We start from the raw sequence: 21,375 nt of genomic DNA on the forward strand, positions 1-21,375 counted from the left end.
CCGGTCGACGGCCCCTGGCCGGGGGAGGCGCCGCCAGCGGGCCGCCGCCCGGACGACCGGCCACCCGCCGCCGGCCCCGGCGCCCCCGGGCAGCCGCCGCGCCGCGGCGTGCAGCCGGTGCCCAGCGCCCGAGCTGCCGTACCACCGCCGGCACCCACCGTCCGCCCGGGCGGGGGTGACCCGGCCGGTCCGCAGGGGCCTCGCCCGGCACCCGACGCGCCCGGCGGCCCGGCCCGTTCCCGCGGTGCCGCGGTCCCTCCCGGCCCACCCGTGGGCCCACCGACCTCAGGGCCGCCGGCCGGTCGTCGCCCGGACGCCGCCGCCACGCCCGGCCGTCGTCCGGACGCCGCTGTTCCACCGGGCCGTCATCAGGACCCCGCCGCACCCGGCGGCCATCCCGACGCGATGCCGCCGCTGCGCCGTCCGGACGCTGGTCCGGCGGGCCGCCGACCCGGCGCCGAGCAGCCGGTTGAGCCCGGCCGTGCCGTGCCGCCTGCCGACGGCACGCCCGCCGGTCGGCGCGCCGCCGGCCCGCCAACCGACCCGACCCGGGCCGCCGGAGCACCCGCCGCCCCCGGGCCGGCCCGCTTTGACGGCCCGCCGGCCGGCGTCGTGCCGCCGGCCGCGGACGGCCTACGGCCCGACCCCGCCATCGATCGTGACCCGCGTACCGCCCGGCGTCGCCCGGGTCCCGCCGACCCCGGCGCACCCGAGTCCACCGGGCGGCGCGCTTCCGAGCGTCCCCGTCCGGCTGCCGGCGGGCGTCGCCGCGCCGCGGAGTCCGACGAGCCTGTGGTGCCCCGCTCGGGCAACGCGCCACCCGTGCCCCGCTCGGGCAACGCGTCGTCGGTGCCCGAGGCGACCGGCGCGCACAGCGGCGCCCTGCCCACCACCGGCCCTGCCGACGGCACCGGTCGCCGCCGGGTCGTCTCCGACGAACCGGAACGTCGCACGCCACCCGGTGGCGAACCCCGCCCGGACCGCCCGGAGCGGCCCGCGGACTGGCTCCGCCAGGCCGGCCGCCTGCCCCACACCGACCCTGGCCTGCCGGTGGTCAACCGCCGAGACGGCAGCCCGCCGGCCGGGGGTCGCCGTCCGGCGCCGCCCACCGCTCCCGGAAACCTCGCCGACCAGGCGTCCGGTCGGCTCGCCGTGCCGGACCCGGCCGCGGAGCACACCGCCGCCCACCGGCCCGCCAGCCCGCCGGTCGACCCGGGCGCGGACGCACCGACCGGTCGTCGCGCCGCCCGGCCCGACGCGTCGGGATCCACCGGGGAGCAGGCGCTGCCCTATCCGCCGCCGCCCGGTGAACGGCCCGCCCGCGGGCGGGGCGCTGCGGCGGTTCCCGCTGCGGACCCCACCGGCCGGCGTGGCCGTGCCGTGGCGGGGTCCGGCCCGGACGCACCGCCCGCCCCGGACCCGACCGGCCGACGACGTCGTCCCACAGCCGAGCCCGGCCCCGACGGTACGGCCGGCCCCGGTCGACCCGGGCCCGCCAGCGACCGCGGCGACGACCCCTACGCCGCTGGGCGGGCCGCCCCCGGCGCTGGTCCCTCGGCTCGGGGCGCCGCCCGCTCCGCCTCGCCCGGCCGGGCCCGGCCCATTCCCGGCGACGCGCCCGCACCCGGCACCGGGCACCGTGGCGCTGACGGCCCACTGCGCCCCGGCCCGGGTGGCGAAGCGGCCCCCCGGGACGCGACCCGTCCGGACGGTCCGGCTCGTGCGGCGGTGCCGGTGGGTGTGGATGGCCCGCCGCGTTCACGTCCGGACGGTCCGGCTCGCGCGGCGGTGCCGCCGGGTGCGGATGGCCCGCCGCGCTCCCGTCCGGACGGTCCGGCTCGCGCCGCCGTCCGCCCACCCGGCGGGCAGCCGCACACCGACGAGCGGACGGCCGGTGAACCGGGGCCGGCTCGTGCTGGCGCGCCGGCCAGCCGGCCCGCGCCGGCCGACCGTGCCGCCGGACGCGCGCTGCCTCCGCACCGGGAGCCCGGTCGCGCCGAGCCGAGCGGCGTCGCGCCAGTGCCGCCGCCCGGACGCGGCGGCGAGCCGGTCGGCGTGGCCCGCGCCGCCGCCGTGGTGCCCTCCGCATCCGGCCCGGTGGACCGGCCGGCACCGGAGCCCTCCGACGGGCCAGCGCTGCGTTCGGCCGGACAGGACGCGCCGGACGACGACGCCGCACCGGGTGCCCGTTCCGAGGAACGCCGACAGACCCGTGAACGACGGCGCCTGCGCGCGGCGGTGTTGGCGCTGGTCAGCGTCGTGCTGCTCGGCGCGGTGCCGCTCTTCTTCGGCATCCGGACGCTGAGCCGTGACCCGGTCTTCGACAACCTTGACCAGCTCAACGTGCCCGGCTGGGCGGCCGCGAAGACGGTCGACGATGTCAGTGGCAGCCGCTGGTGCCTGCTCGACTGCCGCCTGCGGGAGCGCACCGTGACCTCGGAGAAGGCGCCCAAGGAGACGGCCCAGGTCTACGAGGACGCGCTGCGTGAGGACGGGTGGCGGCCGTGGAAGGTGAGCCGCTGCCCGGAGCAGCAGACGAAGGGCAGCTACACCTGCTGGCGTCGCGACGAGTTGACCCTCGACCTGTGGGTACGCGAGCCGACCTGCGTGCCGCCGCCGGTCGACGGCGAGCCGGCGGTCGTGCCGTCCGGCGACCCGTCGGCCGCTGCGACCGAGTGCACCGGCTCGTTGGTGTCGGTGAAGGTGCGCAATGCGATCGACGACGAGCGGACCAGGCCGCAGCCGACCACCGACCCGTCACTGACCGGTGAGGATCCGTTCCCAACGGTAAGTGCGGACCCTCTGGGCGAGCTGACACCCTCACCGTCCTGAGCCGGTCTCCATCACGGACGGTAGGGTCTGGGGCTGGCGGGCACGCCCGCTACCGGTGACCGCCGACGACTCGGCGGCCGGTACGGGCGCCATGGTTCTGCGTTCCGGGGACGTCGGGTCCTGCGGAACTCTGCTTGAGGAGGACAGGCGTGGGCGACATTGGAGCGATCGCGGCGCTGATCGCGGCAAGCGCGTTCGCGGTGCTGGTGCTCATCCTGACGCTGCCCATCCTGCGGCTGCGGCACACGGTTGACGCCACCACCCGCATGATCAACGACCTCAACGATCGAACCGCACCGCTGCTCGGTGACGTGAACACCACCGTGAAGAACGTCAACACGGCACTGGAGCAGGTGCAGACCTCGCTCGACGGTGTGAACCTCCAGCTGGCGAAGGTCGACACCATGACCAGCCACGCACAGAACGTCACCGCAAACGTCGCCAACCTGGCCACCGTCGTCTCCGCGGCGGCCGCCAACCCCCTGGTCAAGGTGGCCGCGTTCGGCTACGGCGTGCGTAAGGCCGCCGCCGGCCGCCGGCACGCCGAGACCGAGCGCGAGGTACGCGACACCATCAAGCAGCAGCGACGGGCCGCGCGACGCGGCAACAGCTGACCGGCCCGGCGAACCAGGAGGTAGCGGGACATGAGGCGCTTGTTCTGGCTCGGTATCGGGGTCGCCGTCGGGGTGATCGTGGTCCGCAAGGCGACCCGGACCGCGCAGGCGTACACGCCGGCGGGCATCGCCAGCTCCCTGACGGAATCCGCTGGCGGGCTCGTCGAGTCGCTGCGTAGTTTCGTGGAGGACGTCCGGGTCGGGATGGCCGAACGCGAGCAGGAGATCCACCACGCGTTCGCCCAGGGCGAGGCGTTCGACGATAAGTTCGCCGACCTGCGGGAAGACCCGCGAATCGGCGATCGAGAAATCTTTCCGGAGGAACACCAGCGATGAAGACGGCGGAGATCAAGCGGCGGTACCTCGCGCACTTCGAGGCGAATGGCCACACCGTGGTGCCGTCCGCTCCGCTGCCCGCCATCAGCGACCCGAACCTGTTGTTCGTCAACGCCGGCATGGTGCAGTTCGTCCCGTACTTCCTGGGTCAGCAGACGCCCCCGTACCAGCGGGCGGTCAGCGTGCAGAAGTGCATCCGCACCCCGGACATCGACGAGGTCGGCAAAACCAGCCGGCACGGCACGTTCTTCCAGATGAACGGCAACTTCTCCTTCGGTGACTACTTCAAGGCCGGCGCGATTCCGCTGGCCTGGGACCTGGTCACCAAGTCACAGGCCGACGGCGGGTTCGGGCTGGACCCGGAGCGGGTCTGGCCGACGGTGTACCTCGACGACGACGAGGCGTACGAGATCTGGCGGTCGGTGGGGGTGCCCGCCGAGCGGATCGTGCGCCGGGGCAAGGCGGACAACTTCTGGTCGATGGGCATTCCCGGGCCGTGCGGTCCGTGCTCGGAGTTGTTCTACGACCGGGGCCCGGAGTACGGCCGCGAGGGCGGCCCGGCGGTCGACGAGGACCGCTACATGGAGTTCTGGAACCTCGTCTTCATGCAGTTCGAGCGGGGTCCGGGCACGACGAAGGACGACTACCCGATCCTGGGTGACCTGCCGGCGAAGAACATCGACACCGGCATGGGCCTGGAGCGGATGGCCTCGATCCTGCAGGGTGTGGACAACCTGTACGAGATCGACGAGGTCCGGCCGATCCTGGCCCGGGCGGCCGAGCTGACAGGTAAGCGGTACGGCGCGCACTCCGGCCACGTGGCCAGCGAGTCGCACCCGGACGACGTCCGACTGCGGGTGATCGCGGATCACGTGCGCACGGCGTTGATGCTGATCGGCGACGGCGTGACCCCGTCGAACGAGGGTCGCGGGTACGTGCTGCGCCGGATCATGCGTCGGGCGATCCGGTCGATCCGGCTGCTGGGCTGGCAGGACCGGGCGCTGCCCGAGCTGCTGCCGGTGGCCCGGGACTGCATGACGCCGTCGTACCCGGAGCTGGCGACCGACTTCGACCGGATCGCGGATTACGCGTACGCGGAGGAGGAGGCGTTCCTGTCCACCCTGCGCGCCGGCACCACGATCCTGGACACCGCGATCGCGGAGACCCGCACGGCGGGCGGCTCGGCGCTGTCCGGGGCGAAGGCGTTCCAGCTGCACGACACGTACGGCTTCCCGATTGATCTGACCTTGGAGATCGCCGCGGAGCAGGGCCTCACTGTCGACGACGAGGGGTTCCGGCGGCTGATGGCCGACCAGCGGACCCGGGCGAAGGCGGACGCGCAGGCCCGCAAGACAGGGCACGTCGACCTGTCGGCGTACCGGTCGGTGCTCGACGCGGGTGGGCCGGTGACGTTCACCGGGTACAGCGAGGTGTCCCGCGAGTCGACGGTGCGGGCCCTGCTCGGCGCCGACGGCCCGCGCCAGGCGGCGACCGAGGGCGACACCATCGAGTTGGTGCTGGACACCACGCCGTTCTACGCCGAGGGCGGTGGCCAGCAGCCCGACCAGGGCATGATCACGGTTGGTGGCGGGCAGGTCGAGGTGCTCGACGTGCAGCAGCCGGTGCCCGGCCTGATCGTGCACCGCGCCCGGGTGATCCGGGGTGAGGTACGCGCCGGTGAGGCGGGCTTCGCCGAGATCGACACGACCCGGCGTCGGGCGATCTCCCGGTCGCACACTGCCACGCACCTGGTGCACCAGACGATGCGCAACTTCCTTGGCGAGTCGGCCACGCAGGCCGGGTCGCTCAACGCCCCCGGTCGGCTCCGGTTCGACTTCAACACCCCGACCGGGGTGTCGCCGAGCGTCCTGCGCGACGTGGAGCAGCAGGTCAACGAGGTGCTCCTGGCCGACCTGGAGGTGCACGCCTTCATCACCTCGTTGGACGAGGCGCGGCGGATCGGCGCGATGGCGCTCTTCGGCGAGAAGTACGGCGAGGAGGTGCGGGTCGTCGAGGTGGGTGACTACGCCCGGGAGTTGTGCGGCGGCACGCACGTGGCGCGCTCGGCCCAGCTCGGCCTCGTGAAGATCCTCTCCGAGTCGTCGATCGGTTCCGGTGTCCGCCGGGTCGAGGCGCTGGTCGGCATGGACGCCTTCGGCTTCCTGGCCAAGGAGCACCTGCTGGTCTCCCGGCTGGCCGAGATGTACCGGGTGCCCAACGATCAGGTCGCCGACCGGGTGGAGCAGACCGTCACTCAGCTTCGGGACGCCGAGAAGGAGCTGGAGAAGCTGCGCGCCCAGCTGGTGCTGGGTGGCGCGGCGGCGCTCGCGGCGCAGGCCAAGGACGTGCGCGGGATCGCGTACGTGGGCACCGAGGCGCCGGAGGGCGCGGCCGGCAACGATGTGCGCACCCTGGCCCAGGAGATTCGCGGCAAGATCGACCCGGCGCGGCCGGCGGTCGTCGCGGTGGCGGCGCGGTCGAACGGCAAGGCGTCCCTGGTGGTCGCGGTCAACGCGGCGGCGCGGAGCCGTGGCCTGGCCGCGTCGGACCTGGTGAAGGCGGCGTTCTCCGGGCGGGGCGGTGGCAGCCCCGATCTGGCTCAGGGCGGCGGTCTGCCCGCCGGCGAGGCGCCGAATCTGCTGCTCACCGTCGAGAAGGCGATCACTGAGGCGTGATTAATCATCACTGTGAGTCAGGGCGGGCCATTTGGTCCGCCCTGGTTCGTACCCGACCGGTGGTGACGTTCGGTGGCTGAGCTGACGCGTGGTGTGCGAATCGGCGTGGATGTCGGTCAGGTGCGGGTGGGCGTCTCCCGCTCGGACCCGGACGGGATCTTGGCGACGCCGCTGGTCACCCTGGCCCGCGATCTCACGGCGGCGCCGGACGCGGTGCCCAGCGACCTCGCCGAGCTTGCCGCGTTGGTGGCCGAGCACGAGGCCGTCGGGGTTGTCGTCGGCCTTCCGGTCAATCTCGCTGGCAAGCACGGCCCTGCGGCCGTCCAGGTGAAGGCGTACGCTGACCGACTGGTCGATGTGATAGCGCCGGTCCCGGTAACGCTCACTGACGAGAGGATGTCGACCGTGGTCGCTTCTCGTAGGCTTGCCGAGCGTGGCGTCCGAGGTAAACGTCAACGTGCGGTTGTCGATCAGGCGGCCGCGGTGGAGATCCTGCAGAGCTGGCTGGACGCGCAGCGGAGGCGGACGTAATGATCGACGATCTGGACCTTGGGTTCGACGAGCCGGAGCGGGGGGAGAAGGGTCGGCACCGGCGCGGCTTCCGCAAGCGCAAGGGCGGGTCCGGCGGCGGCCGGGGCAAGACATTCCTGGCCCTGCTGATGGCCCTGCTCCTGTTGGGCGGCATCGGCGGCGGCGCGTTCTACGGCTTCGACCGCATCCAGAACTACTTCGTCACCCCCGACTACGACGGCAGCGGGGCCGGTGAGGTCACCGTCGAGATCAAGAACGGCGCGTTGATCGCCGACATGGCCGATGCCCTCGTCGCGGCGGACGTGGTGAAGAGCCAGAAGGCTTTCATCGAGGCGGCCGAGGCCAACTCGCGCAGCAAGAACATCCAGCCGGGCACGTACAAGCTGCGGAAGCAGATGAGCGGCGCGAGCGCCGTGACCGCGATGCTCGACCTGAAGAACAAGATCGTCAACGGGTTGACCATCCCCGAGGGTCGAACCAGCTTCAACATCTACAAGCTGCTCTCCGAGAAGACGAAGATCCCGGTCAAGGACTTCCAGGCCGCCGCGAAGGACCCGGAGGGCCTCGGCGTCCCGGACTGGTGGTTCAAGCGCGCCGACGGCAAGAAGTCCGTCAAGTCCGTGGAGGGCTTCCTCTTCCCGGACACGTACGAGATCCCGCCGAAGTCCACGGCCGAGAGCATCCTCAAGCTGATGGTGAACCGCTTCCTCTCGGTGACCGGGGAGATGAAGTTCGCCGACCGGGTGCAGGAGGAACGGGGTGGCGTCAGCCCGTACGAGGCGCTGATCGTGGCCTCGCTGGCCCAGGCGGAGGCGGGCAACAAGGACGACCTCGGCAAGGTCGCCCGAGTGGCCTACAACCGGGCGTACGGCGAGTTCTTCTGCAACTGCCTGGAGATGGACGTCACGGTCAACTACTACCTGGAGTCGATCGGCAAACCGACCAAGTCGTCCAAGCAGATGACGGCGGCCGAGCTGGATGACGCGAAGAACCCGTACAACCGCAAGCTGCCGGGCATGATCCCCACCCCGATCAACAACCCGGGCAAGCAGGCCCTGGAAGGGGCGATGGATCCGCCGACCGGCAAGTGGCTCTATTTCGTGGCGATCGACAAGCAGGGCCACTCCGCGTTCGCCGAGACGTACGAGCAGCACCAGCGCAACGAGAACAAGGCCCGCGAGGCCGGCATCATCTGACCGGCCGGGGTCACGCCGTAGAGGCTCCCTTCCCTGGCAGCGGTGGTGGAGCCGACCTCCCCGTCGATGTGGCTGGTGGCGACGGGGCCGCTCGGATCGTCGGCCGTCCAGGGTGGCCGCAGGGCCGGTTCTGTGGTGTCCAGTTCGGGGCACTGGGTAGGGTCGATCCCGACGTGCGGGCGAGAGCGGGGAAGTGATGTCGACAGTGACCGGGCCGCCGGCTGCGACCGGACGGTGATCGTGTCGACCCGTAGGGCCGCGGTGTTGGGCAAGCCGATCGCGCACTCCCTCTCCCCGGTGATCCACAACGCCGGCTACGCGGCGGCGGGGCTGGCCGGGTGGTCGTACACCCGGATCGAGTGCGCGGCGGCGGAGCTGCCGGATCTGGTCGCCGGCCTGGGCCCGGAGTGGGCCGGGTTGTCGGTGACCATGCCGGGCAAGGAGGCGGCGCTCGCCGTGGCCGACGCCGCGTCGCCGGTCGCCGCCGCCGTCGGCGCGGCCAACACGTTGGTACGCCGTCCGGACGGCTCCTGGTACGCGGACAACACCGACGTCGCCGGCATGGTGCGGGTGCTCACCGACGCCGGCGTGACCGCCGGTGCCGCCGTGACGGTGCTCGGCGCCGGCGGGACGGCCCGCGCCGCGCTCGCCGCCGCCGCGCAGCTGGCCTGCTCGTCGGTGACGGTGGTGGCCCGCCGACCGGAGGCGGTCGACGAGTTGCGTCCGGTGGCGGGCGTGCTGGGTGTCGCGCTGACGCCCGCGCAGTGGGGCGATGCGCCCCGGCAGCTCTCCACCGCCGACGTGGTCGTCTCCACGGTGCCGAAGGGGGTCGCCGACCCGCTGGCCGGCGCGGTGGCCTGGCGGCCGGGCGCGGTGTTCTTCGACGCGCTCTACGATCCGTGGCCCACACCGCTGGCGACAGCCGCCGACGCGGCTGGTTGCCGGATCGTCTCCGGTCTGGACCTGCTGCTGGCCCAGGCGGTCGGGCAGTTCGAGCAGTTCACCGGCGTTACCGCGCCGAGGGCGGCGATGGCCGCCGCGCTGACCGCCGCTCGCGCCGTCGAAACGCCCAGACCTTAGCTGAGGGTTAAGACGCGCTTACGGGAAACTGTCCTACCTGCCACATGTCCTGGTCATCGATACGCTGCTCACCGTTACGGACGCAGACACAGGGAGTTTCCTTGACCAGGCACGGACTGCACCGCATAACCCGGTTCCGTTCTGGACCCCGGCGCAAGGCGATTGCCATCGGCGTGCTCGGCGGTTCGGTGGTGGCCGGCATCGTGGCGACCATGATGCCGCTACTGGCCAGCGACGACCTGTCGATCCGGGCGTCGGCGGACACCACCGCGACGGCGGTGTCGCAGGACGGTGACAACGCGACCAAGCCGACGTTGGCCACCTGCGCGACGCGCTGCGACGCCAACCCGCGCGGTGGCCGCGAGGCGGTCATCGAGTTCGCGGTGACCACGCTGCCGGCCACCGCTGTCAACGTCCGGGCGACGCTGCGGGTGCACGCCTGGCAGCAGTTCGCCGCCACGGTGGCGGCGCACGCCTCGCCGCTGAGCGCCCGCGAGTCGAGGCCGCCCCTGTCGCCGGCCACTGCCGCACTGGACAGCGTGACAACTGTGTCCAAGGGCTTCAACGAGTGGGACGTCTCCAAGCTGGTCACCGGCAACGGCACCTGGACGGTCTCGTTGTCGCAGAGCGGCCTGGAGAGCCGGATCTACTGGGCGTCGGTCGAGAACCGCAACCCTGACCTGCGGCCCAGCCTGCTGATCAGCTACGACCTCGGCGCCCGGCCGTCGCCGGTGACAACCACCCGGCCGGCACCGCCGCCGTCGCCGAGCGCGTCGCCGACCACCGCGCCGAAGCCGTCGCCGACCATCGCCCCGACCCGGACGGCCACCCCGACCGCCACCGGCACCCTTCCGTCCGGCAAGTGCGGGTCCGTCTCGGACAAGCTCGTTCCGTCCTGCGGCGCCTGGTGGGGCATGTACACGCCTGCCGGAGCGGCCGGCGGCTGGGACCACGGCAAGGCCGTCACCGACGTGGAGACGCAGGTCGGGCGCAAGTTCGACATCGTGCACCGCTACCACGACTTCTCGAACGCCGGCAGCAACGGCGCCTTCCCCGACGTGTACGAGTTGCAGCAGATGCGCGAAGGCCGGTTGATGTTCTTCGCCTGGGAATCCCGTGACTTCTCCGCCGGCATCACCCTCAAGTGGTCGGACGTCTACGGCGGCAAGCAGGACGACACCATCGACGCGGTCGCGGGCCGGATCCGCGCCGCCGGTGTGCCGGTCTTCATCGGCTTCGACCACGAGCCGGAGGACGAGCCGGCCAAGGGCAGCGACGCCGAATTCGTCCGGGCCTGGCGCTACGTCCACGAGCGGTTCGCCAGCGCCGGCGCGACCAACGCGGTCTGGGTCTGGACGATGATGGGTTGGTCCGGGCACCACTCCCGGTACGCCGGCCTGTACCCAGGTGACCGGTACGTCGACTGGGTGGCCTACGACCCGTACAACTTCCACGTCTGCAACGGCAGTACGGTGTGGAAGAGCCCGAAAACGACTATCGGCGATTTCTACAGCTGGCTGGACGACAACGGCATCGGCGCCAGTAAGCCGCGGATGCTCGCCGAGTTCGGCACCAACTTCAACTCCGCGGACCTGGGCGCCAAGCAGCGCTGGTTCCAGGAGTTCCCGGCGGCGCTGAAGGCGCACCCGAAAATCAAGGCGGCGATCTACTTCAACTCGGCCGGCATGACCAGCCGCACGTCGAACTGCGACATGACGATGAATCACGACGCCTCGTCGGTGGCCGGCTTCACGCAGGCGGGCCAGGACCCGTACCTGCGGCAGCCGACCGGGGGGAGTCGCTGACGACCGTCGGAGCGGCGACGAATCCTCATCTCCGATGCCGCCGTCGAATTCGTCACTGTCGTCATTGTGACTCGACCGGATTGGTGAAGTGTGGTCGAAGAGGCGGCCCCGAAGATTGCCGAGATCAGGACGGAGGGTTGACGGGGAGCAGACAGAACGGCGGCTTTCGCGGAGCGTCCCAGTCCCCTAACGTGTCACCTCGAACGCCATGCGGTGGTGCCAGCGGATCCTGAACGGGGTCGGTGCTCGGTGCCCGGGTGAGAGGGGACCGATGACGTTGGCGAACATCAGGGGGCTGTGCGCCGGGGACGTGGCGGGCTCCGCCGCCGGTCGACCGGGCGGCGGTGTCCGTCTGTGCTCCTGATCTACGCACTTGGGGCGCTGTCGGTGCTGGTACCGATGTTGCTGGTCCCGGTGGTGGCGACCCGTTGGGTGCCGGCCGTGCGGGCCAGCCGGGTGGCCGACCGACTGCGGGTCGCGGTGGCCGGGCTCACCGAGGCTTTCGGCCGGCTGGGGGCCGCCCTGGTCGTCCTGCTCGCCGGATGCGCGGCGGTGGTGACGATCTGCTGGCCTCTCGGCGAATTGCTGTCCACATTGGAACCCTCCCTCGACCATTCCGTCTTCGACTACGTGCATGCCCGTCAGGTCGACACGTGGGCTGACATCAACTCGTTCATCACCGCGATCGGCGACCGCTACCCGCTCAAATGGGTGACGATGGTCGCCGCGCTCGGCTTCGCCATCGCCTGGCGACACCGCCGATGGTGGATCCCGCTGATCGTGATGCCGTTGCAGTTCGTCGTCGAGCAGTACACCCAGCAGATCCTGGCGCTGACCGTCAACCGCGGCCACCCGCCCACCGACCTGGGCACCTACCCCTCCGGCGGCTGCGCCCGGGTCATGCTCACCTTTGGCACCATCGCGGTGCTGGCGGGGCTGACCTGGAACATCCCGAGACGGGGCCGAATCGCCATCGCGACGGCGCTGACCGTCCTGGTCTCCGTGGAGGGCTACACCCGGATCTACGCCGAGCGGCACTGGTTCACCGACGTGATCGGTGGTTGGATCTTCGCGACCCTGCTGCTCGGCGTAATGGTGCTGACCCTGCTGGTGGCCGAGAATCGGGTGCGTCCGCCCGTTCGGTCCGCGGACAAGACTCCCGTCGCGGTGACCAGCACCACCTGATCGGTTCCCTACCGCTGTTCTACAGCGGTACGTCGAGGTGGCTCTGACACCTAATACAAAAGCCGTCCATCGTCGTCGCGTGGGGCTGGCGACAGCCCACTCGGCGGATATCGCAAATTATGATCGGCGAGGCACGCTACGCGGGTTCTCGTCCAACTTGGAGGCGCAGCGTGCCCAAAGTTCCGCTCTCTCGGTCGTCTGCCGGATTCCGTGTCCGCGTGGCCGCAGTCAGTTTGATGACCGTCGCCGCGGTGTTGATTGCTCCCTCCGCCACCTCGGCCGCCGTGGTGCCGGCCCCGGAGACGGCGACCCTGGTGTCGACCAATCCCGCCGACAACACCCCGCACGGCCGCGACGGCGAGACCCGTGCCTTCGCGCAGGTCGGCTCGCAGGTGTACGTGGGAGGCAGCTTCACCCAGATCCGGCAGAACGCCAGCGCCGCCTGGGTCACGCAGAGTTATCTGTTCGCGTACGACCGGAGCACCGGGACCATCTCGACCACGTTCCTGCCGGTTCTCGACGGCCCGGTCAACTCCCTGATCCCTGGCCCGAACGGCACGCTCATCGTCGGCGGCGGGTTCAAGAACGTCAATGGCGTGGGCCGGTTGAACCTGGTGGCCCTGGACCCCACGACCGGGGCGACCATCGCCAGCTGGGCCGGCCGCTCCGACGGCGGCATGGTCCGGGACATGGTGCTGCGTGGCAACTGGCTCTACGTCGCCGGCGCCTTCAACTGGTTGAACGGCACCGCGCACTCGGGGCTTGGTCGACTCAACGCCACCACCGGCGCGATCGACCCGACTTTCAACATCAACGCCACCGTCGGGCGGCACGGCACCGGCTCGTACGGCTGGACGATCGACGTCACCCCGGACGGTCAGACGATGATCGCCGGCGGCAACTTCACGCTGGTGAACGGGCTGTCCCGCAACCAGATGGCGATGATCGACCTGTCCGGCACGCCGACGGTGCTGGACTGGAGCACCGAGAAGTTCGTCGCGCCGTGCGCCGCGCCGGAGACCTTCGTGCACTACGTGCAGGACCTGAAGTTCGGCGCGGACGGCAGCTGGTTCGTCGTCGGCACCAACGGCGGCGCCGGCTGGCCGGCGGCCTACTGCGACGCGCTGATCAGGTTCGAGACCGCGGACCGGGGCAGCGGCAAGCTGGGAACCTGGGTCGACTACACCGGTAACGACACCATCACCTCGGTGGAGGTCGCGGACAACGTCATCTACCTGGGGGGCCACTTCCGGTGGCTGAACAACCCGAATGCCAGCGACGCGGCGGGCAACGGCGCGATCGACCGGCTCGGCATCGCCGCGGTCACCCCGGCGACCGGCCTGCCGGTCGCCTGGAACCCCGGCCGTCGCGGCAGCGCCTCCATGCCTGCCGGCACCAGCAACTGGGGCTCGCAGGTCCCCGTGCTCTGGCGGGGCAGCGACGGGCTCTACTTCGGGCACAACTCCGACGGGATGGGCAGCGAGTACCACGGCCGGCTCGGCATGTTCCCGCTTGCCGGCGGTCGCACCTTCGCCCCGAAGAACCCGCCGACCGCAGCCACCGGCAACCTCTACCTCGGCACCGGTGAGGGCCAGCTGGCCAAGGCCACGTTCAACGGTTCGGCGGTCGGTGCCCCCACCACGGTCAGCCAGCCCACGTACACCAACGCCGGGGCGACCTGGCGGGTGAGTGACCGCATCTACTGGTCGCACACGGTGGCCGGTACCCCCACCGGCAGTCGGCTCGACATCTCGATGTTCAACGGTGGCGCCATCGGCGTCCCGTGGGAGTCGTCCGGGTTCAACGACTGGTTCAACGCCGCGAGCATGACCGGCGCGTTCTACCTCAACGGCCGGCTCTACTACACCCGCAGCGGCGCCAACGCGCTCTACTACCGCTACTTCGAAATCGACGGCAACTATCTGGGGGCCACCGAGTTCGCACTGCCGACGACCGGCGTCACGTGGTCGACCGTGCGAGGCATGGCCTGGGTCAACGGTCGGATCGTGTACGGCGCGACCGACGGTACGCTGCGGAGCGTGGCGTTCGATCCAACGGCTGCCCTGGCCGTCGATGGCGCGACCAGCACGACGATCGCACCGGCGAGCGGCGACCTGACCTGGTCCACGCCGCGGATGTTCTTCTCCGTGCAGTGACGACGGGCCCTGTCGTCGCGGAGAATCGGTAGCTCTCGATCGGGCCGGCGGCGGACCACGTCGCCGGCCCGGAGCGTCAAAGGAGACCTGGGGCGCCTGTCGCGGCAGGCGTCCTCACGTCCAGGCAACTCACAACAGACGGTGAAGTTTCATGGCTGATGCACCTCCCGGTTCCTGGTCCGCCGACGCACTCGGCGGTGGAGGCACGCCGGCCCGGACAGTCACACTGATGGACCTGCTCCGCGTCCCCCTGCACCGGATCCGGCTGGTGGGGGCGGTGGCTGCCTTCGGTCTGCTCGCCGCCCTCGGGTACGTCCTGGTCATGCCGAGCGCGTTCACCGCGAGCGCCGTGGTGGCGGTCCGCCCGGTCGTCACCGACGCGTTCACCCCGAGCGGCGCCGCCGCCGACCGAGCGGTGAACATGAACGTGGAGAGCGGCATCGCCACCGGGACGGAGGTGGTGCAGCGGCTGGCCGACGAGGGCGGGGACCCGCGCGATGTGCGGGACGCTCTCGAGGTGGAGGTGCCGACCGGCGGGCAGATCCTGCGCTTCTCCTACACCGGTCGCTCCGCCAACGATGCGGTGAGCAACGTCAACCTCGCCGCCCAGACCTACCTCGACGTGCGCCGGATGATGTACGAGAAGCAGCGGGCCGAGATGCTGAAGCGGTACGACGAGAGCATCGTGGAGGTGGAGAAGCAGCGGGATGTGTTGCAGCGGCGAATCGCGAGCGCACGGGACGGTTCGTTGGACGCTGCCGTTGCCGAACTGGGCGGCATCAACAATCAGCTGACCCAGTTGAAGTCGTCGCGCACGGAGATCGCGGCCGTCGACGTCAATCCGGGCTGGATCACGCAGAGCGCGGAAAAGGTCCTGGTCTCCGCCGGCGGGCACCTTCTGCTGTACGTCCTGGCCGGGCTGTTCGGCGGCGCCCTCCTGGGCGTCGTGCTGGCGTACGCCTGGGAGTCCGCGGACCGCCGGGTCCGCTCGGTTCACGATGGACGTGATGTCACCGGCCTGCCGCTGCTCGGTACCGTGCGCGGCCGGCGGGTTCGCGGCCGAAGGAAGGCGGTGGACGCCGACATCCGCTACGCGGCGATGGCCATCGCCGAGCGGGTGCGCGAACCGGCCCGGGTGGCGCTGCTGACCACTCGCGAGGACCAGACCGCCATCACCGCCGGTCTGGCGGTGGCGCTCGCCGCGACCGGCCGGGACGTCTACGTGGCCGATGACAGTGGCCGCCTCGATCAGCTTCGGGCAGCTGTGCTGGCGGACCGCGAGCAACTGCCCGCGACGGCGAATCCGGCGCGCCCGTTCGTCCCGAAGCCCCGAGGTGCCGATTCGGCCGGCGGCGCCGACAACACCGAGCCGATCCCGGCCCGTCGTCCTTCTCCCTATCCGGTCGGCAGTTACCCGTCGGCGGACCCGGACGCCACGATGACCCTGCCGCGAACGAGCGTGAGCGCCGCCTCGAACGACATGAACATGGTCGGGAACAGCGCGGAGAAGGTGCCCGTGGGCGCCGGCGGGGTGCGTTTCGGCACGTGGCGCCAGCGCACCGCTACCGGCGTCGTGCTTTTCAACGCGCCGCCTTCCGAGGCCGACGAGCGGGGCGTGGCGGCGGCTCGTCAGGGCACTGCGGTCGTGGTGGTGGAACAGGACAGGACCCGTCAGGTCGATCTGCGCCGGCTCACGGAGCGGCTGCTCGCGGCCGGCGTCACCCCGCTCGGTTTCGTCCTCACCCGCAGCGGACGGGGCTGACGGTGGCCGTCGCCGTCGCCCTGGCCAGCAGCGAGCCGGACGGGAGCAGGCTGTCGGCCAACGCCGCGCCGCTGCCACCCAGGCTGCCGATCTGGCCGCTGCTGATCATGTTCGGTCTGGTTCCGCTGTGGTGGCTGGCCGGCGCGTTCTACCTGATCTGGCCGCTGTTCGGCGCGGTGCTGCTGGCGTTGCTGATCGTCCGGGGGCGGGTGCCGCTGCCGCCGGCCACCGGCACCTGGTTGCTGTTTCTCGCCCTCGTACTGCTCAGCGCCACCCAACTGCCCGCGCCGGCCTCGCTCCTACCGTTCGGTCTCCGGCTGGGCTACTACGTCACCGCGCTCGTCCTCGGCGTCTACGTGTACGTGTACGCGCGCGAGCGGGCCGACGTGGCCGCGGCGCTGGTGCCGATCTGCGCGTTCTGGTTCGGTTTGGTCGCGCTGGGGTGGCTCGGTGTGCTGGCGCCGCGCTTCGCGTTGACCACCGTGGTGGAGGTGCTGCTGCCCGGGGGTATGGCCAGCCACCCGTACATGCAGGACCTGGTGCACAGCACGGCCACCGAGTACAGCAAGGTGGCGCTCAACCCGATCTACCGGCCAGCGGCGCCCTTTCCCTACACGAACAACTACGGCAGCGCGTACGCGATGACGTTGCCCTGCGTGGTGGCGTTCACCATGTTGCGCCGGCGCGGAATCCTGCGCTGGGCGCTGCTGGTGTCGCTGCCGCTGTCGCTGGCACCGGCCTTCCTCACCCTGAACAGGGTCATGTTCGCGAGCCTGGGCGTGGGCCTGGCCGTGCTCGGCGTGCGGGCCGCGGTACGCGGCAACGTCCGGGTGGGCGCGTCCGTCGTGGGCGTTCTGGTCATCGGCGGGCTCACCAGCCTGCTGATCCCCGTTGCCGAGTTGATCAGCAATCGGGTCGAGTCGACCGACACGAACACGGACAGGTTCTCCCTCTACGCCGAGGTCCTCCACCGCATCGCGGACTCGCCGTGGCTCGGGTACGGCGCTCCCGTCACCGTGGACACGGTCACGGCAGAGGTGCCGGTGGGCACCCAGGGGCAGCTCTGGACGGTGTTGTTCAGCCACGGCGTACCGGCGCTGCTCTGCTTCCTCGCCTGGTTCGTGATCGTCACGCTGAAGAGCGCGCGGGCCCGTTCGGCTCCCGGGCAGTGGCTGGCGGTGGTCCCGGTGATCTGCCTGGTGCAGATTCCGTTCTACGGCATGGCCGACCCCACCATCACGATCGCCTACTTCGGAGTCGCTGTCGCGATGGCGCTCGCCGAGCGTGAGGCGGGGGCCGGTCCGAAGGGCCCCCTCCGCAACCCGAAGGCGTTGGCGGCATGACGACCGGGACCCGCCCAACTGTCGGCACCGACGCATCCGGCGCCGACGGTACGGCCGAGGCGCGGCGCAGCGCCCGCACCGGCCTGGCCGGGCTTGCTGGAGCCGCGACCAACGGGCTCTTCGGCTTCCTGCTCGCGGTGGTGATCACCCGCAGTTATGGCACCGTCGGCTCGGGCGCGTTCTTCGCGGCGATCGGAGTCGTCACGGTGACCGCTGCCATCTGCACCCTGGGTGCGGAGACCGGGCTCATCTGGACGCTGCCCCGTCGGCGTGTCGGCCGGGGAGGCGACGCGGCACGGGTGCTTCCGGTGGCGCTGCTGCCTCCGCTGGTCGCCGCCGCCGTCGTCGCCGTCAGCGGGGTCTTCGCCGCCGACACGCTCGCACCCCATCTCCTGGACGGGCGCGGCGGCTCCGACACGGCCCTGCTCGCGGTCAGCTTCGCCACGGTGCCGCTTGTGGTGGCGATGACGCTCCTGCTGGCCGTGCTGCGCTGCGTCCGTCCGATCCGGGCCTACGTCGGGGTGCAGTCCGTCCTGGTGCCGGTCGCCCGGCCGTTGCTGGTCGGCGTGGCGGCCGTTGCCAGCGGTGGCGTGCTGGCCGGCATGATCGGTTGGGTGGTCCCGGCGGCGATCGCCATCGTGGCCTGCCTGGTGCTGGTGACCGACCCGCTGGGCGTGGGTCGGGGTTCGGCGTTGCGCCCCGAGCGGGCCGACTGGTCGGCGTTCTGGCGTTTCGCGTTGCCCCGCGCCGCCTCCGCCGCGATCGACGCCAGTGCCGTGTGGGTGGGTGTGCTGCTCACCTCGGTGCTCGCCGGGCAGGCCGACGCCGGTGTGTTCGGCGCGGTCGGCCGGTACATCCTGGCCGGGCAACTGGCCATGCAGGGCTTGCGGGTGGCGGTGTCGCCCCAGCTCTCCCGCCTGCTCGGTGGTGGTGAGCGGGCCGCGGCAGCGGCGGTGCACCGGCAGATGACCACCTGGGCTCTGGTGTTGTCGTGGCCGGTCTACCTCCTGCTCGCGGTGTTCGGGCTGGCGTTCCTGCAACTCTTCGGACCCGGCTTCACCGCGGGAGCCACCGCGATCACCGTGCTGGCCCTGGCCATGCTCGTCAACACCGGCGTGGGCAACGTCCAGACCCTGCTGCTGATGAGCGGTCGCAGTGGTCTGCACCTGGTCGCGACGGTGGCCGGGCTGGTGGCCACCGTCTCGCTCGGACTGTGGCTGATCCCGCAGCACGGGGTGACGGGTGCCGCCCTGGCCTGGGCGGTCGGCATCGCCACCGAGAACCTGATCTCCTTCGTCTGCGCCCGGGTGGTGATCGGCCAGCCGCTTGTCGACGCGGCGCTGGCACGGGCGGCGGCAACGGTCGTCGTCGGGGTGGGGATCGCGGCGCTGGCCGGCGTGCTCACCGGCGGGCGGGGGATCGCCGGCCTGGCGGTGGCACTGATCGTGCTGGTCACCGGGTGCGTCGGCTTGTTGACGGTGCCCGGGGTGCGACGGCGCATCCGGGTGACCATGAAGCAGTTCCGTCCCGGTCGGACGGCGGCGCCGGTCGCCGCCGACCCCGCCGCGACGTCGACGAAGGACAGGTGAGAAACGCTGTGTCGTCCATCCGAGATCGGGTGAAACAGCTCGTGCCGACCCAGGTGACCAACCGGGTGAAGGACTCCCTGGTCGACTACGGGGTGCGGACCAGCGACCGTCGGGCGCTGCCGGACTTCCTCATCATCGGCACCAAGCGGGGCGGCACCACCTCGCTGTGGAACTACCTCGTCCAGCACCCGCTGGTGCCCCGGCTCTTCCCGGCCTGGAACACCAAGTCGGCGCACTACTTCGAGGAGCACTGGGGTCGCGGCGAGGCGTGGTACCGCTCGCATTTCCCGACCGAGCGTCAGCGTGCGGCCCTGACCAGGCGGCACGGCGGGCCGGTCCGGGTCGGCGAGGCCGCGCCGCTGTACATGTTCCACCCGCTCGCCGCGCAGCGGGTCGCCGAGCTGATGCCGACGGTGAAGCTCATCGTGCTGCTCCGGGACCCGGTGGAGCGGGCGTACTCGCACTGGAAGGAACGCCGCACCCACGGCATCGAGCCGTTGGACTTCGCCGCCGCGCTGGCCGCCGAGCCGGACCGTACGGCGGGGGAGCGGGAGCGGTTGATCGCCGAGCCGGAGTCGTTCAGCGAACCGTACGACTGGTACACGTACCGGGCCCGGGGTCGCTACCTGGAGCACCTGGAACCGTGGCTGGAGCGCTTCGACTCCGGTCAGATCCTCTTCCTGCCCAGCGAGGACCTGTACCGCGACGCGCGTGCCACCTACCGGCGGACCCTGGACTTCCTGGGGCTGCCGGCGTACGACCTGCCCGACTTCAAGGTCTACAACGACCGGCGCTCGGCACCGCTGGAGCCGGCCGTGCGTGCCGAGCTGACCGAGTACTACCGGCCGTACAACGACGCGCTGCGCCAGCGGCTCGGGCTGGAACTCGACTGGGCGGACCGGGCGGCGTGACCGCGCAGGTCGACGCGACAACTGATCCCCGGTCCCGGACGGACGGCCTGGGCTGGGTGAGCCGGGCGGTCTTCCCCGACCGTCGGGTGGCGTTGACAGTGGGCGGCGACCCGCCGGTCGGCCATCGCGCGGTGGCCCACTACGCCGTCGTACCCTCGCCGGCCCGGGCCCGGTTTCTGGTGCCACTGGGCGCGCCCCGCGCTGCCGCGGCGTCGCTGCTGGCATACAACGCGCTGCGGCCTCCGACGGTGCGGGCGTTGCGGGCCGCGGTCGGCGGGCTGGCCCGGTTCGGCGCGGTGGGCCTGGCCCCGTTCCCGACCCTGACCGTGTCGGTGCCCGCCGGGGTGGCCGCGGCCGAGTTGCTGCTGACCGAACGGCTCGCCGACGCGCTCGGCGGGACCCCGCTGCTGGCCGCCTTCGGCGTCCGCCCGCCGGATCCCAACCACAAGCCCACCCTGCAACTGTTCAGCGCCGACGGCCGCCCGCGCGGGTACGCCAAGATCGGCTGGAACGACGCGACCCGCGCGCTGGTCACCGCGGAGGCGGCCGCGCTGCGGGCGCTGCGGACCGTTGCCGGTGCGGCTGACCACCCGGTGCCTCCGGGGCTGCTGGCCGAGCTGACCTGGGCCGGCCAGGTGGTCGCGGTGATCGAGCCGCTGCCTCCGGCGGTACGCGGGGTACCTGTCGACGACCCGCCCCGGATCGCGGCGCTGCTCGCGGTCGCCCGACGCGGTGGGCCGGGGACGCCGCTCCGACCGTTGGCCGGGTCGGCGTTCCTGGCGCAAATGACAGCGCAGGCCCAGCGGGCCGCCGCCAGCGGGGCCACCGGTGCGCGGGCCGTCGACGCGGTCCAGGCGTTGGCCCGGCGGCACGGTGACACCGCTGTGGAGTTCGGGCACTGGCACGGTGACTGGGTGCCGTGGAACCTGGGCGAGCACGCTGGACGGTTGGTCGCCTGGGACTGGGAGCACAGTGGCCCGGACGTGCCGGTCGGTTTCGACCTGGCGCACGACGCGTTCCAGCGGGCCCTGGTGCTGCGCGGCGATCCGGCAGTGGTGGCCGCCGGTGCCGTCGACGCCTATCTGGACCGGCACGGTGATCGGCTCGGCCTGGGCCCGGCGCAGCGCCGGTTGGTGGCGGACGGCTACCTGCTGGAGATGTGGCTGCGGACCTGGCGGCTGGCGGACGCGGGTGCCGGCTGGAACGCCGCGCTGCATCCCGCGCTGCTGGACGTCATCGAAAAACGACATAGCGGCTGATCCGGGGAAATCACCGAGGGTGGTGCCGAGGGCGGCGCCGCAGAGTAACGAGAAAGACGCAGGTCGTGACGATCGTCGATGAAGTCGGGCGGCTGGTGAGA

Annotated in this window: 15 protein-coding genes; all 15 read left to right on the top strand. The window is 71.7% G+C overall.

Annotation, left to right across the window (positions count from 1 at the left end; translation table 11 throughout):
- The first annotated feature begins 2,136 nt into the window (after positions 1–2,136).
- The 15 genes from ABZU74_RS29090 to ABZU74_RS29160 all read left to right on the top strand — a co-directional run bounded on the left by ABZU74_RS29090 (position 2,137) and on the right by ABZU74_RS29160 (position 21,274).
- On the top strand, positions 2,137–2,832 hold the full coding sequence (locus ABZU74_RS29090; protein ID WP_355430452.1) for a hypothetical protein: 696 nt from the start codon (positions 2,137–2,139) through the stop codon (positions 2,830–2,832).
- Positions 2,833–2,981: 149 nt separating this feature from the next.
- Positions 2,982–3,446, top strand: a complete 465-nt coding sequence (locus ABZU74_RS29095) for a DUF948 domain-containing protein (RefSeq protein WP_112677951.1) — start codon at positions 2,982–2,984, stop codon at positions 3,444–3,446.
- A 30-nt stretch (positions 3,447–3,476) separates the two neighbouring features.
- Complete coding sequence (locus ABZU74_RS29100; RefSeq protein ID WP_091401860.1) at positions 3,477–3,782, top strand: hypothetical protein; 306 nt, start codon at positions 3,477–3,479, stop codon at positions 3,780–3,782.
- Positions 3,779–6,457, top strand: a complete 2,679-nt coding sequence (gene alaS / locus ABZU74_RS29105; RefSeq protein WP_355430354.1) for an alanine--tRNA ligase — start codon at positions 3,779–3,781, stop codon at positions 6,455–6,457. The genes ABZU74_RS29100 and alaS overlap by 4 nt, the downstream gene beginning before the upstream one ends.
- Before the next feature lie 72 nt (positions 6,458–6,529).
- Entirely contained in the window at positions 6,530–6,988 is a 459-nt protein-coding gene (gene ruvX / locus ABZU74_RS29110) for a Holliday junction resolvase RuvX (protein WP_238657049.1), read from the top strand.
- Complete coding sequence (gene mltG / locus ABZU74_RS29115; RefSeq protein ID WP_355430357.1) at positions 6,988–8,184, top strand: endolytic transglycosylase MltG; 1,197 nt, start codon at positions 6,988–6,990, stop codon at positions 8,182–8,184. Before ruvX ends, mltG begins: the two co-directional genes overlap by 1 nt.
- Positions 8,185–8,421: 237 nt before the next feature.
- A complete protein-coding gene (locus ABZU74_RS29120; RefSeq protein ID WP_355430454.1) occupies positions 8,422–9,264 on the top strand; it encodes a shikimate dehydrogenase in 843 nt (280 codons plus the stop codon).
- Between the two features lie 101 nt (positions 9,265–9,365).
- A complete protein-coding gene (locus tag ABZU74_RS29125; RefSeq protein ID WP_355430360.1) occupies positions 9,366–11,069 on the top strand; it encodes a glycoside hydrolase in 1,704 nt (567 codons plus the stop codon).
- A 354-nt stretch (positions 11,070–11,423) separates the two neighbouring features.
- On the top strand, positions 11,424–12,254 hold the full coding sequence (locus ABZU74_RS29130; RefSeq protein WP_355430362.1) for a phosphatase PAP2 family protein: 831 nt from the start codon (positions 11,424–11,426) through the stop codon (positions 12,252–12,254).
- A 236-nt stretch (positions 12,255–12,490) separates the two neighbouring features.
- The gene (locus ABZU74_RS29135) at positions 12,491–14,410 is read left to right on the top strand and encodes a hypothetical protein (protein WP_355430457.1); all 1,920 of its coding nucleotides are present in this window, start codon (positions 12,491–12,493) and stop codon (positions 14,408–14,410) included.
- Between the two features lie 151 nt (positions 14,411–14,561).
- Positions 14,562–16,172, top strand: a complete 1,611-nt coding sequence (locus ABZU74_RS29140; protein WP_355430365.1) for a lipopolysaccharide biosynthesis protein — start codon at positions 14,562–14,564, stop codon at positions 16,170–16,172.
- Between the two features lie 20 nt (positions 16,173–16,192).
- Entirely contained in the window at positions 16,193–17,515 is a 1,323-nt protein-coding gene (locus ABZU74_RS29145) for an O-antigen ligase family protein (protein ID WP_355430460.1), read from the top strand.
- Complete coding sequence (locus tag ABZU74_RS29150) at positions 17,512–19,104, top strand: lipopolysaccharide biosynthesis protein (RefSeq protein WP_355430367.1); 1,593 nt, start codon at positions 17,512–17,514, stop codon at positions 19,102–19,104. The genes ABZU74_RS29145 and ABZU74_RS29150 overlap by 4 nt, the downstream gene beginning before the upstream one ends.
- Positions 19,105–19,112: 8 nt before the next feature.
- Entirely contained in the window at positions 19,113–20,015 is a 903-nt protein-coding gene (locus tag ABZU74_RS29155; protein ID WP_355430370.1) for a sulfotransferase domain-containing protein, read from the top strand.
- Positions 20,012–21,274, top strand: a complete 1,263-nt coding sequence (locus ABZU74_RS29160) for a hypothetical protein (RefSeq protein ID WP_355430373.1) — start codon at positions 20,012–20,014, stop codon at positions 21,272–21,274. Before ABZU74_RS29155 ends, ABZU74_RS29160 begins: the two co-directional genes overlap by 4 nt.
- Positions 21,275–21,375: the final 101 nt, after the last annotated feature.

The sequence above is a fragment of the Micromonospora sp. NPDC005171 genome (assembly GCF_040608575.1).
In the GTDB taxonomy this organism is placed as follows: domain Bacteria; phylum Actinomycetota; class Actinomycetes; order Mycobacteriales; family Micromonosporaceae; genus Micromonospora.